Origin of the sequence: Sutterella sp. (assembly GCF_030539355.1) — a bacterium.
GTDB lineage: Bacteria > Pseudomonadota > Gammaproteobacteria > Burkholderiales > Burkholderiaceae_F > Sutterella.
Window position 1 is genome coordinate 1 of the sequence record NZ_JAUNSF010000075.1, and the last position, 15,344, is coordinate 15,344.

Consider the following 15,344-nt stretch of genomic DNA (forward strand, 5'->3'; position numbering starts at 1 on the left):
AAGGACTTCCGCTTATTGACTACGGCACTCGTACTAGTGCGGCCCATCTGCGCATCCTGACTCTGAATTGCCTTACTAAATGGTATGGAGATCTTTGGTCGAAGCACTTTTATGATGACTACTGCGACGATAAATGGACTCAGGAACATGAGGGCCTTGATCCTGACTGGTTCAGCGGATTGACTCAGGAGTGGCAGCGCACCAACGCTCTCCGCTCCGATCTCGCCCGCCGACAGGCGCTGCTAGAGATCGACGTGCTCACGGCGCAGGCAATCGGTCTGACGCTCGACGAACTGCTGACACTCTACCGTCTGCGATTCCGAGTCATGCGCGATTACGACCAGAACACCTGGTACGACCAGAAGGGCCGCATAGTCTTCACGACGAACCGCGGCCTCGTCGGCGTCGGCCTGCCCCGCAAGGCTGTCCCCAAGGACTGGGAGGCCGGGATCCGGTATGCCGTGGACGATAAGCCGTGCGACTACAAGGGCCTCGGGTTCGACACTGTCCGCGAGAAGAAGTCCGGACAGGTCACGAAGACCTTCCCGGATGACACGATGTCCGAGACGCCTCAGATGACAACGGTCTCTTACGAGGCTCCCTTCTTCAGGATGGATCGCGAGGCGGACTACCGCCGTGCGTGGGCCGCCTTTGAGGAGCGCTTCCGCGAGGACAAGGACGAGGCTCCGACTGAGCCTGCCGCAGTCGAGACCTCCGAAAAGAACGACGAGGAGAAGAACTGATGCTTCCGAGTTTTGTTGAACGTGACATCGAGGAAGGCCTCACCTCCTTCATCGAGCGTGAGTTCCCAATCTCCACACCCGGCTTCTCCAGAGGAGGAAAGTCCGTCGTGCGCGACTTCCTTGAGAATCGCGAGAACTTCCTGCAGGGGCCGTGGGTGGAAATCCGCCGTCCTTTCCGCGCGGGCGACATCCGGATAGAGAATCTCCTTGAGCTGCTCTGCGAACGGAATCCGGAGGTCAAGGAGAAGTTTTCGCCCTACGCACATCAGGTGGCAGCCTTCAAGAGGCTTAAATACCCGGAGGCTAGATCCACGATCATCGCGACCGGCACGGGTTCAGGCAAGACCGAGTGCTTCCTGTTGCCGATCATCGACGCGGTGCTGCAGATGCGCGCGGAGGACATTCCCGGCATCAAGGCGATTCTCATCTACCCGATGAACGCGCTCGCCGATGACCAGGCTAAGCGCATCGCCCGGCTTCTTGACGACATCAAAAAGCAGAGCAACATCCAGCTCACCGCCGGCATCTACACGGGCGCCAAGGTCAAGGAGAAGGCTCGCAAGATGACCGGCTCGATGATCATCAACGACCGCGAGACGCTGCGCAGGTATCCGCCTGACATCCTGCTCACCAACTACAAGATGCTCGACTACCTGCTCCTGAGGCGCGAGGACCGCGCCCTCTGGGAGGGGACGAGTCCTAGGAGCCTCCGCTATCTTGTCGTTGACGAACTTCATACCTTCGACGGCGCCCAGGGCACGGACCTTGCCTGCCTCGTGCGGCGCCTGAGGGACTTTATCGGGCTTGACAAGTCACTCGCGTGCATCGGCACCTCCGCCACCCTCGGCGACGGCGACGCGCTCCCGCGTCTCATTGACTACGCCGAGGATGTGTTCGGAGCTGATTTCTCCGACAAGGATGCCGTGATCACCGAGGATCGACTCTCGGCAGACGAATATCTGGAGAGCTTCGGCGACTACCGCCCTGCGGGCCACTGGCCCGATGTCTGGGCCGCGCGCACGCTCTTCGAACTCAAGGCCTCGGCTCCGGCCGAGCGCTGGCTGATGGCGGCCGTTAACTGCTGGTTCAGTCCGGCTGACGGCGTCTGGAAGCGCAGCCTCACGGAAACTGCCCTTGCGCTCGCGGAAAAGCTCCCCCACCTCGAGGCCTTCCGCCGGCTTATCTCCGAGAAGAGGACGCTCCTGGATCTCCGGGAACTCGCCGCACGCTGGCGCCGCGAGACGCATGAGCTTGAGAATTTCACACCGAGCGAGACGATGATGCTCCTGAGAAGCCTCATTGCCCTCGTCTCCACCGCTCGCGTGATGGACAAGGGCCGGGTGAGGCCCTTCCTCACCGTCCGCGTGCAGAGCTGGACGCGAGAGCTGAGGAACCTCCTCGCGACCGTCTCCGCGAAGCCCCGTCTCGTGCTCGCCGCCGACCATGATGCCGCGTGCGACGGCATCGCGCTCCCGCTCGTCTCCTGCAGCGCGTGCAATGCGACCGGCTGGATGGGCGACATCCGCCAGGGGTTCCTCGAGAAGAACTCGTCGGATCTCTACACGGCCTGGTTCAGGCGGGCACCCTCGATCGGGCTCTTTTATCCCGTGAGGCGCGAGGAGTTCCGGACGCTCCGCGAGAAGAACTCCGCTTCGCTCTATCACTTCTGCCCGTCCACGGGTGAATTCCGATACGTCCGCACGAAGGACGAGTCAGAGGCATACGCCTTCTGCCCGATCTGCCACAGCGGCAACGGCAGTGAGGACGAACCCAGCTTTCATGAACCCATCATCGTTCAGAAGCCCGAGATCGTCACGAAGACCACCGTTGACGGTGATGTGAAGACCATTCGCTCGGATGCCTGCCCCAACTGCGGGGAATCCGGAACGCTGCGCATCTTTGGCGCCCGCGCGACCACGCTCGCCGCGGCGCTCACGGGGCACCTCAACTCAAGCTCCACGAACGACGACCACAAGCTCATCGCCTTCTCCGACTCAGTGCAGGACGCCGCGTACCGCGCAGGATTCCTTGACGCCCGCAGCCGCCGCTACGTCGTTCGTCAGGCGATCGCCGGCTTCATGAGGGAGAACGAAAGGAGCGAGATGTCGCTCACGGAGTTCCTCACGTTCTTCTCCGACCACTGGGTCGACAGAACGGGAAAGTCCGATGAACTCCGACGGGATGACAACCCGAACATCCGTGAAAAGGCGTCGGACATCGCCGCCGCGAGATTCATCACGACCTTCATCCCGGCGGACATGCTCTGGCGTCAGGCCTGGCTTGACTTCTCCGAACAGGCCGAGGCCAATGCCAATAACCTCGACTCGAGGGATCCCGAGGGAAACGAGGAAATCCGCTACCGGTTCATCCCCGAGGTCAGGACGGTCACGTCCGAGGGCAGGGATGTCGCTACAGCCTGGGGCAAGCTCTTCGCCAACGTTCAGGCGCGCCTCAAGTGGGACGCCTTCGTTGAACTCACCCTGCAGAGCCACAGCGGCCGCACGGTGGAGCTCGCCGGCATCGGCGCGCTCGCCCCGGCCCCGGATCTGATCCGGATCGCCGCCGCGGACTTCGCCGACCGGGTCAGCCACCGCTGCCCGGAGCATTTCGCTCAGATGACCCAGGAGAAGTACGAGCGGTTCGTCGCCGGCTTCCTCGAGCACGAGCGCCAGCGCGGTGCCTTCGATCTCACCGGTCAGAAGGGACTCGAGGACTTCGTGAACTTCGCGAAGAGTGCCGAATCCTTCAAGTACCTGAACCGAAGCCTGGAGCTGCCCGCCTACACCAAGCGCTGGCGCCCGCCCGCGCCGCTCACTTTCCGCCGGCCCCATGCCGACCGCGAAGGCTTCTTTGACACCGTTCTCCCGGGCTCCGCCCGCGGGAGGACCTGGTACGTCGACTGGCTGCAGGCGACGCTCGACAATCAGATCGGCACGGGTGAACCGGCCTTCGTCGAGGAGGTCTACAACCATCTCTTTGACGCGCTGATCGCGTCGCAGGGCATGAAGCGATTCCCGATCAGCACGGAGTCGGGGCACGCCGCCTATTCCTACCTCCTCAATCCGAGCAGCTGGAAGGTGAAGCGCACGCTCGCGCGTGCGGTCTGCACGGAATGCGGCTGCTGGCACACGGTTGCCCCTGAGGACGGGCCGCTCTGGACTGCGATGCCCTGCCTCTCGAGGAACTGCAGCAACAATGCACACCGGGTGGAGATGCTCCCTCCGGACCCGGGTCTCTACGTCGGCGAACCCATGCGTGCGGTCGCGCGCGAGCACACGGCCACGATCGACGACAACCAAAGAAAGAGCATCGAGAAGAGCTTCACCAATGGCAGCGAACCCTGGAACGTGAACCTGCTCTCGGCGACCACGACGCTTGAGATGGGCATCGACATCGGCGACCTCTCCTCGGTGCTCCTCTTCAACCCGCCGCGCACCCCGTCGAACTACCTGCAGCGCATCGGCCGCGCAGGCCGCCGCGACGGCAACGCGCTTGCGATGACGCTCTGCGGCACCAACCAGCATGGTCAGTATTTCTGGGCGGACCCGGTCAAGATGCTCTCGGGCGCCGTTGAGCCTCCGGGCGTGTTCCTTCACGCCATGGCCGTGCTTGAACGCCAGCTGCTTGCATTCGCGGTCACCCGCTGGATGACCGAGGTGCCGACTGCCCATATTCCGAAGACCGTCGGGGCGCTGCTCGCGAACTCTGTCTCGCTCCTTGACCCGATCGCTCCGAAGAACGTGCCGCCGGACGCCTTCCCCGAGGGGTTCATTGACTTCACGAACACCAATTCGGCGACTCTCTTCAAGGACTTCGTCGATCTCTTCGACCCGTCGGGGACTTTTTTCACAGAAGCCGAGCGCCATCGCCTCCTCGTCTTCATTGAGGGCAGCGCTTCCTCCGGCACTCCCTCCATGGCGATGCGCCTCAGGGATCGCATTGAATCGATCCGGCGACGCCGACAGGAGATCAGCGACAAGATCAAGCTTTACGAGGGCGCGAGACCGAAGAGCAAGGACGGGCTTGACGAGGAGCAGCAGAAGGACGAGGAGGAGCTCAAGGGCCTCATCGCCTCGCTCAAGAAGGTGCTTGAGGATCAGTTTGACAAGAAACAGACGCTTGAGCTTCTCACCGACGAGGGACTGCTGCCGAACTATGCCTTCCCCGAGGAAGGCATCCGGATCGAGAGTCTCGTCTTCACGCTGCGCGGGCGGGACAAGGATCTCCCGTCCGAGACCGGCGACGAGCCCGCCGCACGCGACAAAAAACGCAGCCAGGGCGTCTACAAGCGCCTCACCTTCCATCGGTCGGCGTCAACGGGTCTCACGGAAGCCGTGCCCGAGAACACCTTCTATGCCTCGCAGTACGCGATGCACATCGATCAGGTGCAGCTTGACGACAAGGGCGCGCAGTCCTGGCGCTTCTGCCCGAAGTGCCAGTACGCCCGCCCCGAGACGCCCGAGACCAGAAGCTCCGCGTGCCCGCGCTGCGGGTCGCCCGCCTGGCAAGAGCGCTCCCAGGTCCGTCAGGTTCTGAGTCTGCGCACTGTCCACGCCTGGGCCGACGTACGCCGGGACCGCATCGCCGACCTGCATGAGGACCGCGAGTCATTCGTGCCCCGCCGCCGACTCTTCGTCGACATCGAGCCGGGGAGCGTGCAGAAGGGCTACATCCTCGAGCACGCCGACGGCTTCGGCTTCGAGTACATCCCGACGGTCACGCTGCGCGACATCAACTTCGGCGCCGCCTCGGCCGAGGACACGGAGTTCGTTGATGCCGCCGGAGAGCACATCTCCGCTCCCGGCTTCACGATCTGCGCAGGCTGCGGGCGCGTGAAGAAGCGCGCCGGCAAGGAGAAGGAAGGCCGCAGACAGCATGACTACGACTGCGAGTACCGCAAGAAGAGCGATGACGCGGTCAAGTGGCTCAAGGGGCTGCTCCTCATGCGCGTCTACTCGACCGAGGCGCTCAGGATCCGACTGCCTGCGAGCCTCTGCGCCGGCCGCTGGTCGTCCGCACAAGTGAACGCCTCCGCGCTCGCGGCGCTCAGGCTCGGCCTGAGGCGCTACTACCGAGGGGCGGTCTCGCACTTGAAGAGCACCATCGTCTCGTCGCCCCTCAAGGGAAGCGACGCGACCGACACCTGCATCGTGCTCTATGACACGGTGCCGGGCGGTACGGGGTACCTCAAGGAACTTCTCGAAAACGAGTCGAACTTCATGGAGGTGCTGAGCATCGCCCGCGACGCCCTCGCCAACTGCCAGTGCGTCGAGGACAAACTCGCCGACGGCTGCTATCGGTGCGTCTACTCCGCCGAGGACGCAGGGAACCGTTCGCTCATTTCACGCACCTGCGCGCTCGCGCTCCTTAACGGCATTCTCTCGAGATCGGGCACTCTGAGGCCCGGCTTCCTTGAGGAGAACGCCGGCGAAGGGCTCGGCGAAAGCGCGCTCGAGAACGACTTCATCCGGGCGGTCGCGGCCGACAGTCACGTCAAGCGCCTCGCCCGTCTCGCCATGCACACGAGCCGCGGCGTCTTCGTACTGGAAATGAAATCAGGCAGAACCTGGGCGATGGAACTGCAGGCGACCATGGATGGCAACGATCCGTCGAGACCGGACTTCATCTTCCGCCCCTTCCACGAGTCTGAACGCAGTCTCTCGAAGGAAATGGCGGTCTTCACGGACGGCTGGCGGTTCCACGCGGGAATCGTCGCCACCGACATTCAGAAGCGCCAGAGCATCATCGACGGCGGCCGCAGGGTCTGGACGATCCACTGGGACGATCTGCCGCATGAGGCGCCGACGGCCCAGAGCGGTGCCGTGCCGATGAGCAGCGCCGAGCCCGCGGTTGTGATCGGCGAGCCGGTGCTCAGAACCGGCCCTGCGGCGACGAACTGGGTGCGCTGGCGTGATGCCGAGGCAGAGAAGACGAAGAAGACCCTTTCCTCCTTCGAGGAACTCATCAAGACCGTCGGCGACGACCGCTCGAGCTTCGAGCGTCTGATGCTCTGGCTCTCCAACCCCGAGGCCGCGGAGGAAAGCTTCCGCTCGCTCGGCATGCTGATGCGTTTCGCGGATCTTTTCGCCAGAGGAACACCGAAGCCCGTGCCGGTCCGTGTGCCCGAAGGACTCGGCGCCTGGCTCGAGTCAGGCGCGGCCTCGCAGCGCCGTCTCTTTGCCGGCCGCGGCCCGGGTGCGGAGCGCAGGGCGCTGAGCCTCTCCGCTCCGTGGCGCGCCGCGCTGATGATCGACGCGGCCTATGTCGCCCGTCATGCGACCGAGGATGCTCACAGCAAGCTCGCCGGCATGCTGCGGCGGTTCTGGGCAACGGCCAATGTGCTGCAGTTCGGCGATGAGCTGATGCTCCTGCCCGAGTCCGAGGATTCCGGCATCGAGAATCTCTTCTTGACGCCCTCTGCGATGGCAGATGGCTGTCCGACAGCACTCCCGCCGGAAGAATCCGGCGAGAAGGATTCTGCACCCGGTGTGTGCGCTTCGCCCGAGATCACCGGCGACGACGATGCAGGCGCCTGGGCCGAGGTGCGCGACCTCATGCTTGACGAATACATCCCGCTCGTCGCTGCGCTTGCAGCCCGCGGGCTCCCTGTGCCGGAGGCGGGCATTGACCTCGTCGATCCCGCGAGCGGGCGTGTCGCCGGCGTGGCGGAGCTCTGGTGGCCCGGACTGAAGTTCGGTGTCGCCCTTGAGGGCTTTGATGTTCCGAAGGGCATGCAGGTGCTCGTCATTACACCCGAGGAAATTGAGAGCGGCGCAGAGGAAGCCGCCGATCGCGTCGCGCGGGTGATCCGGGACGCAAACGAAGAAGAGAACAACAATGACAGGAGCCTCTCATGAAGAAGATCTTTAAAAGCCGCATCTGTCTCACGAAAGACTCCCTGCTGCAGGTGGGCGGCCTCACCTCGGCTGCCTGCGCAGAATGGGCGCGCTTTTTCACCCGCTGCGGCTTTGGTGTAAAAGTGGACGTCCGAGATTTTCCCGGCGCCTCGGCCTACAAGGTCGCGGTGCTGAAGGGCGGACTCCACGTCCTGCTGCGCATGGCGGACGATTTTTATCTGGCGCTGCAGGTCGGCCCGGAGGCGACGGTCACGGAGTGGGCCGCAACCCACAGATGCGAAGTAAACCCCACGACGGGTCAGCTGCAGATCTACGGCGTCGCCGAGCCGCAGCCTGGCACCGGGACGCCGTCCGCCGAGGAAAAGACACCCCTCTTCGCCGACATTTCCGAAGCGGACCTACTTGAGATCGGCACGCCGGCAGAACGATTTGAGCTCGTACGCTCGATCCGAACCGAGGAGGAGCTCACCCGGGCGCAGAACGCACTTCCCCAGAGCGTTTACGAGATCCTCACCTGCCGCGCACAGGGCGAGGCCTGGGCGAGCCTGCTTGCAAGCTACCGCGAATCCTCGGCCTTCAAGCCCGCGAACCCCGACAGCCCGATGGGCACCCTGCCCTCGGACACCTTCCACATCATCGAGTCCGAGACCGAACTCAAGGAGATTCTCGAGAAGCCCCTTGATCTCTGGCGCGTCTACCTGCATCCCTCGCAGAAGAAGATCGTCGAGACGGACTGGAAGGGCCCCGTGCGCGTCACGGGCGGCGCCGGCACCGGCAAGACAGTCGTGGCGATGCACCGCGCGAAATATCTCGTGGAGCTTCCCGACTGGAAACCGGGTGAGAAGCTTCTCTTCACGACCTTCACGAAGAACCTCTCGATCGACCTCGCCTACCAGCTCTCAAGCCTATGCTCGGGGCCGGAGATGAAGTGCATCGAGGTAAAGAACATCGACGGTTGGATCGGCGCGTTTCTGAGGCGCAACGGCGTCACGGATCGCATCATCTACCCCGGCTCCAACGATCCCGCCTACCGCTGGGCGTGGTCTCAGGCACTCACGAAGGTTACTGATCGCCGGCTCTGGCCCGAGTCCTTCCTCCGCGAGGAGTGGGAGCGCATCGTGCTCGAGCAGAACGTCACGACGCTGCGCGGCTACCTCTTCGTCCCCCGCACGGGCCGCGGTCGTCCCCTCTCGCGCGCCGAGCGCAAGACTCTCTGGCCGGTCTTCGAGGAAATGCGCCTGCAGCTCTCGCTCGCCGGATTCATGATGGCCGAGGACGCGACCTACACGGCGATCGACATCCTCACGAAGGAATACCCGCAGGGGCTCTACCGCGCGGTGATCGCCGACGAGATCCAGGACTTCTCGCCCTCAATGCTCCGGCTCTTGCGCGCCCTCACCCCGGACCGCGGCACCGATGAGAAGCTTCCACAGGGCGACCTCTTCCTCGCGGGCGACACGCACCAGAGGATCTACGGCGAACCCGTCGTCTTCTCGAACTGCGGCATCGCTATCCGCGGCCGCTCGAAGAAGCTGAGGCTCAACTACCGCACGACCGACGAGATCCGCCGCGCGGCCGACACCGTCTGGGAAGGCCGGAGCGTGGACGACATGGAAGGCGGCGCTGAGGAGAGGACCGGCTACACGTCGCTCATGCACGGTGCGAAGCCCGTCTGCAAGGCCTTCAGCTCCTCGAACGCCGAGGTCCTCTGGATCGCGGATCAGATCCGCGCCCTCACGACTTCCTCCCCTGACCGCAAGGGCTGTCGGTTCCCCGACATCTGCATCGTCTGCCGACGCAACCGGGAGCTCGATGACTTGGAGCGCGCTCTCCTCGGTCTCGGCATCCGCACGGCCCGCATCAGCCGCAATCGTGCCGACGACCCGGACCAGCCCGGCGTGCGCATCGCCACGATGCACCGCGTCAAGGGCCTGGAGTTCAAGGTGGTCTTCATCTCCGGCATGCAGGAAGGAAACTTCCCGCTCCTCTCCGAGGACGGCGAGTCCGATGAAGATCAGCTTCACGCCCTTACGCTTGAGGCAAGGGAGCGTGCTCTCTTCTATGTGAGCGCCTCCAGAGCCGTTGAACAGCTCTACCTCACTGCAGCTGGAGATCCCGGTATTTTCATGAAGGCTCTTATGGATTAAATCTTTCTATAATATTTATTTTAAATAATAATAATTATTTCACTTCAATGGCGCGGAGCAACTCCGCGCCATTTTTATGTAATTAATTATTAAATCAATAGTTTCTTAATCCATTCAACTCCACCTTTCGCCTCAAGCCTCTCGAACTCTTCATGCGTCAGCCTGAAAGCGACCAGATGCGGACGCTCGTCTCGGTTCTCATCCGTCGCCGGGAGTGCCGTCACCGCCTCCCGCACGAACGCCGAGTTCCCAAGCACCCGCAGCCTTGCAGCCACATCAGTTGGGAAAGTCATGGTGATCTGCTTGCGCCCCTGTGGGTACACAGGCGGTCGGCCCTTTCGCCGCTGGGCACCGTCCGAAGGCGGGTTGGGAGGAGTCTCGCTCATAGGGATACCTTTGAAAAATCGACCCTGCCATTTGCACAATTGTGGAATTGTGTTACTATAGCTTCACGGTCCGGTTGGATCAGTGATGATTCTAACGGGACCTTCGTCAGAGCCTTCTCCGTTCGCCACAAAGACGGCCGCCCGCGGGCCGATCCACTAATCACAAATCCAAGCGACGGAAGGTTCGTGAGCAATTCAAGCCCGACTCCTGATGCCGCGAGGCTTCAGGGCTCCCTTTCTGCGCTCACTCGCGAAGCATCGCGAGAAGACCTGTTCGCCTGCGAGCCCACGACCGCATCTCGGAGTTCGACTCCGAGAATCTCGTGAACGCCCTCATTCACAACATCCTCCGCTCCGACAAGTCGTTCGAGAGGCTCGCGGTGATTCCGCACTACCCGCTCTCGCGGCTGATGCCAGAGACGCTCGCCATGACGGAAGAGGAAACCGCCTACTGCCGCCATCCGTGGTCGCACGTGGACTTCGTCATCTTCAACCGGATCAGCCACCGGCCGGTGCTCCTGATCGAAGTCGACGGTGTGACGTATCACGCCGAGGGCACCCGCCAGGCCGTGCGCGACGCAATGAAGGACAAGGTCCTATCGAGGATCGGCCTCAGGCCTCTTCGCCTCGCCACGACCGCGAGCGGAGAGGAATCGCGCATCCGGACGGCTCTGCAGGCCGCAATGGGAGCCTCAGGATGACTGTCTTCGAATCACCAGTTTGATCCCCGTCACAGCTTGATTGTTCCGCGCTCTTTTCAAGTTTGAAAAGCAGGCGCGACATTCAAGCTGAACAGGAAACCACTTTCAAGGAGTCTGAGATGACCAAAACTCACGGCGGCGCCCGCCCGGGCGCGGGCAGAAAGCCGACGGGCCGGCAGGAAGCCCGCTTCCGCCTCACCCCCGGACAGACCGGGACGGCGAAGGCTCTCGGCGGCCCGGGCCGGCTTCAGCACACTCTCACAGCGCAAAAGGAAAAGACCATGAAAACGAAGATTGATCCCTCGGATCTCACCGACGAACAGCGCGAGGCCTTTGTCGAAGGCTGGGAATGCGCGGGCGGCTCCATGAACGATGTCGAGTCCGACACCCCGTGGTGCATGCCGTGGGAGTACGCCTCGGAGATCGAGGTCACGGGCGACGACCCTGAGGCCTGGGGCGAACAGTACTGGGCGCAGTGCCGCGCCGAAGTGCTCGAGCTCACGCGAGGCGACCTTGAGAACGAAGCGTCAAAGGACGAGCCCGACCCGGAGATGATCGACCGTCTCCGCGGCCAGATCGCCCGGTGGGAGCGCGAGGAAGCCGCGCAGATCGAGAAAGCCTGAAACCGTGGAAATCCACGGTGCCCCGAGAGCGGAATCAATGCTTCCTCAAGGAGCTCCCTCCCCGGCCGGTCATCCGGAAGGCCCGAGGTCGGATCCATTCCGACCCGGGGCTCGCTCCGTGATCCGGTCCTGAGGGAACGCCGTCCGCCCCGGCGAACTGATCGAAGCCTGCCGCACCTGCACCCTCCCTGCAGGCCCTCCCCCGTCAGAAAGGCCGCCTGCGCCAGCAAGGCTCTCCCTCGATCAGATGCTCCGGCGTGACGCCGAAGTACTCCGCGAGGGTCTCGAGCTTCCATCGCCTCGGCACGCTCTTGCCGCGGCGCCATTCGGCAAGGGTCTGCGGCGGGATCTCGAGGCGGCGGGCGAGCTCCGTGTAGCTGATTCCCTCGGCCTCGACGAGCGCGATGAACCGGTCGGCGAAGGTCACGACCGTGCCGTACCCGACGGTCTGCTGCTCGAGCGCTTTCTCCAGCACCGAGGGATCGGTCTCAAGCAGGTTCGAAATCGCTGCGAGCATGTCCCTGTCGGGGAGGCCCCGTCCGGAGAGCCAGCCCTTCACCACATCGACGCCCTCGAGACCGAGGCTGAGGGCGATCTCGCCGAGGCTGAGCCCGCTCCCGGCGATGAGTCTGCGCAGCACCACCCGGAAGACCGGCACCGGGTCGACCTCGCCGAGCGTGTCGGTCCAGGGCGTCCACCGCGCCGGGGCATCCTTGCCCGTGCCGTGCCAGAGTTCGTCGGGCGTGAGGTTCACCAATTGGGCGAGCTCGGCGAGGTGCCTCAGCGACGGGACGCCGCGGCCGTTCCTCAGGTGCCCGACCGTCTCCGGGGAGACGCCGAGCTTTTTGGCGGCCTGCCGGTCGGTGAGGCCGGCCGCCCTCATGGCGTGATCAAGCCTCTTCCCGAAGGCCAGCACCGCCGCCTGCTTCTCAGGCGTGTCGGCGCGCTCCATGCCGAGGAGGTCGCTGCCAGAGGAAGTCCCCGCCGTCAGACGTGCGGCGGCGGCCATGGCCGAGGGGGACGGCCGGGGGTCGGCCGCTTCGTCACCGCCCCCGGTGATCCAGGTCGGCTCGACATCAAAGAAACGGGCGAGGATGCGGATGTTCGCCGCCCAGGGCACCTTTTCGCCCGTGACCCACCGGCGCACCGTCGCGGGCGAGAACTGCAGGCATCGCACGAGGTCGCCCGAGGTCTGGCCGTTCACGGCGAGGAGCTTCATGAGCCGGTCCGCGACGGCCTGGGGATCGGCCTCGGGCGCGTTCACGTCGGCGAGGAGCATCGGCATGGCCCGGATGACCGGGGCGGCGGACACGGGGGAGGAGTCTTCCTCGTCCGCGCCGCCCGGCATCAGCGAGCCGGCGGGGAGGCGGAGCCAGGTCTCGAGCGCGGCGAGCTCCTCCTCGGCGGGCAGAAGCGAGTCCTGCAGCCAGCTGCGGACCCGGTCGTCCCTGACGCCGATTGCGCGGGCGACCTCCGCGGGCGAGACGCGGAAGCGCTCGAGCTCGAGACCGAGCCGGGCGGCGAAGGTGCCGGGGGCGACTTCCCCGCTGCTCCCGCCGATGAGTCTGCGCTCGGGGGCGTCCTCGATCCCCTCGAGAAGCGGCCCGGCGGGCGCGTCGTCCGTACGCTCGCCGCCGCTCTCGTCGCCGTGGAGGATCCGGGCCGGCGTGACCTGCAGGAAGTTCGCGACGGCGATGAGATTCCCGCGCGAGGGGATGCTCACGGCCAGCAGCCAGCTGCGCACCGTGTAGTAGTTGATGCCGAGGTCGCGAGAGAGCCCCGCCGCGTCGAGCCCGTGTTCCTTGAGAAGGTTTCTCAAGCGCGCGGCGACAGCATGCGGGTTGATCGCCGCCCTTTCCTTTCCGCCCGGCCCTGGGCTCTCGTGCTCCCCGTGCTCCCCGTGAGGAACGCCGGCGGGCGCCTCGGCGGGAGCCCGCACGGCGTCGCCGCGGCCGAGGAGGAGCCAGTCAGGCGACGTCCTGAGGGCATCCGCAACGGCGGTGACGTCCGCCCCGCGGTGCACGACCGGGCTTCTCATAAGGTCGGTGAGCCACGTCGCCGGGTGCCCGAGGCGCCGGCTCAGCTCAGTCCTCGTGAGCCCGAGGTCGAGGAGCCTCGCGTCGACGCGCCTCCGGAACGCGGCCGCCTCGAACTTCCCTGCGGTGTCCGGGGACGCGCCCGCCTCTCCGGCGGTTTCTCCCTCATCGAGGAGCGCCGCGGGCGTCGTGTCGAGCGCGTCGGCGAGGCGGCGGAGCTGCGCAGCACGCGGCACGGACTTCCCGCCGAGCCACTCCCGGATCCTTCCCGGGCGGATTTCGAGAAGCTCCGCGAGTCCGTCCGCGGAGAGCGGGGACGCGGCAAGGAGCGCCTCGAAGTTCGCGGCGAAAGCGCGGCGCAGAGCGTCCCTCCCCGTGTCCGGGGACGCGGCGCGGATGCGCCTGCGAGTGACCCTGGTCCCCGGGGCCGGGCGGCTCTGGAGCCGGGCGATGACCGACGGGTCCGTCTCGTCGCCGAGGAGCCGCGTGACGGAGACGCCGAAGCGGGCCGCGGCCTTCGCGATCGTGGCCGTGTCGGGAAGCGCCGTGCGCCTTACCCAGGCGAGGATGGTCGCGTAGGGTATGCCGAGCGAATGCGAGAGGCTCGTCACGGGGACGCTGCGCTCGGCCGCGAGCTCGAGAAGCCTGTCGGCGGAGCGCGCGAGGACGGCCCTCATCTTCTTTTCGAGGGCGGGCTCCACGGGGGACGCTTCCGGCCGTCGCGCGGCATCGGGGAGAGCCGCGATGATCCCGCGGCCCACGAGTTCCTCTGGCGTGACGTCGAGCGCCTCCGCGAGCGCGGCGGCGCAGCCGGGGTCAACGGGCTTCCTCGCCCGCAGCCAGCTCTCGACGAGCCTGCGCGGCAGCGCAAGCCTGCGGGCGAGCGCCGGGGCGGAGAAGCCCCTCACCTTCATGAGCTCCCTGAGCGCCGCCGCGGCCGCCTGTCGTTCGGGGAGCGTGGCGCCGGGTCCCCGGAGCCTCCGCCGCTTGGTCGCCGGGGTGTTCTCCGCGCGGCCGTCAAGCAGCTGTCCGCGGGTTGTGCCGAGGAGCTCCGCGAGCTCACCGATCCGCCTGCCCGACGGCCGGAGGACACCTTTGAGCCATAGCGCGCAGAGGCCGGGGAGGAGCCCGAGCCGCGCGTCAACGTCCCCGGGCGTCAGGCCCCGCTCCTCAAGGAGCAGACCCGCGCGGTGCACGGCGTCGGGGACGATCCTCGGCGAGAACGTTTCGCTGCGATTTGTCACGGGATCCTCGGCCGCCTCGCCGGGAATGCCGTTCACGAGGTATCCGGGCGTGGTCTTGAGCACCTCTGCGATGAGGCGCGCTTTCGCGGGCGGAATCCTTCCTCCCGCGAGCCAGTGCAGGATGTCCTGGTACGTGACGCCGGGACGCTGCAGCGCGCTGCGGTTGAGTCCCGCGTCGGCGAGAAGCACCCTCAGCCGCCAGGCAGTGGCGATGTCCTCTGGCAAAGCGTCCCCGCCGGCCGCCGCCGCAGCGGCAGGCCCCCAGAGGAGGAAGGACGGGCGCAGGCCGAGAATGCGGCCGAGCCGGACAAGGCCGGCTGGGTTCGGGAAGCATCCCGACTCGGCCAGCGCAATCGTGCGGCTCACGAACCGCATCCCGTCGGCGTCGGCGGCCCCGCGGCCCGACGCGGCGAGGCGCTCCCGGGCGAGCGACGTGCGGCGCACGAACGCCCTGAGGACGGCCCCGCTCCGCGGATCGGCGATGAGCGTGAGCGGGTCCGGGTCGGAGCCGCCGGGGTCGGCGAGCCATGCCGGGAATCCGCCGGGGCGGGCTGCGTCGTTTGCCTCGGCTGCCCCGGCGGCCTCGGGAACCTCCTGAACCTCATCA

Annotated in this window: 7 protein-coding genes; 5 read left to right on the plus strand and 2 right to left on the minus strand. The window is 65.5% G+C overall.

The annotated features are described in order from the left end of the window. The first annotated feature begins 179 nt into the window (after window positions 1–179). Genes Q4F91_RS09845 through Q4F91_RS09855 form a run of 3 tightly spaced genes read left to right on the plus strand, consistent with a single transcriptional unit; the run spans window position 180 to window position 9,747 of the window. A complete protein-coding gene (locus Q4F91_RS09845; protein WP_303337237.1) occupies window positions 180–743 on the plus strand; it encodes a hypothetical protein in 564 nt (187 codons plus the stop codon). After that, window positions 743–7,600, plus strand: coding sequence for a DEAD/DEAH box helicase (locus tag Q4F91_RS09850; protein WP_303337239.1), 6,858 nt, complete (start codon window positions 743–745; stop codon window positions 7,598–7,600). Before Q4F91_RS09845 ends, Q4F91_RS09850 begins: the two co-directional genes overlap by 1 nt. Next, window positions 7,597–9,747: a 3'-5' exonuclease gene (locus Q4F91_RS09855; RefSeq protein ID WP_303337241.1), complete on the plus strand. Its 2,151-nt coding sequence runs from the start codon at window positions 7,597–7,599 to the stop codon at window positions 9,745–9,747. Before Q4F91_RS09850 ends, Q4F91_RS09855 begins: the two co-directional genes overlap by 4 nt. 89 nt (window positions 9,748–9,836) lie before the next feature. On the opposite strand, the gene Q4F91_RS09860 is transcribed toward Q4F91_RS09855, so the two are convergent. Further along, the gene (locus Q4F91_RS09860) at window positions 9,837–10,040 is read right to left on the minus strand and encodes a hypothetical protein (RefSeq protein ID WP_303337242.1); all 204 of its coding nucleotides are present in this window, start codon (window positions 10,038–10,040) and stop codon (window positions 9,837–9,839) included. A 416-nt stretch (window positions 10,041–10,456) separates the two neighbouring features. Between Q4F91_RS09860 and Q4F91_RS09865 the strand changes: the two genes are divergently transcribed. Further along, entirely contained in the window at window positions 10,457–10,834 is a 378-nt protein-coding gene (locus tag Q4F91_RS09865; RefSeq protein ID WP_303337243.1) for a DUF2726 domain-containing protein, read from the plus strand. A 281-nt stretch (window positions 10,835–11,115) separates the two neighbouring features. Beyond that, window positions 11,116–11,457 (plus strand): hypothetical protein, encoded by a 342-nt coding sequence (locus Q4F91_RS09870; RefSeq protein ID WP_303337244.1) that lies wholly within the window; start codon window positions 11,116–11,118, stop codon window positions 11,455–11,457. A gap of 205 nt (window positions 11,458–11,662) precedes the next feature. Here the strand turns inward: Q4F91_RS09870 and Q4F91_RS09875 are convergent. Beyond that, window positions 11,663–15,344: helix-turn-helix domain-containing protein (locus Q4F91_RS09875; protein WP_303337245.1), on the minus strand; the 3,682-nt coding region annotated here is incomplete at its 5' end.

Bases quoted from the DNA above. Each gene is read 5' to 3' on its own strand.
- Q4F91_RS09870 (WP_303337244.1), top strand. From the start codon at position 11,116: ATGAAAACGAAGATTGATCCCTCGGATCTCACCGACGAACAGCGCGAG.
- Q4F91_RS09850 (WP_303337239.1), top strand. From the start codon at position 743: ATGCTTCCGAGTTTTGTTGAACGTGACATCGAGGAAGGCCTCACCTCC.
- Q4F91_RS09855 (WP_303337241.1), top strand. From the start codon at position 7,597: ATGAAGAAGATCTTTAAAAGCCGCATCTGTCTCACGAAAGACTCCCTG.
- Q4F91_RS09860 (WP_303337242.1), bottom strand. From the start codon at position 10,040: ATGACTTTCCCAACTGATGTGGCTGCAAGGCTGCGGGTGCTTGGGAAC.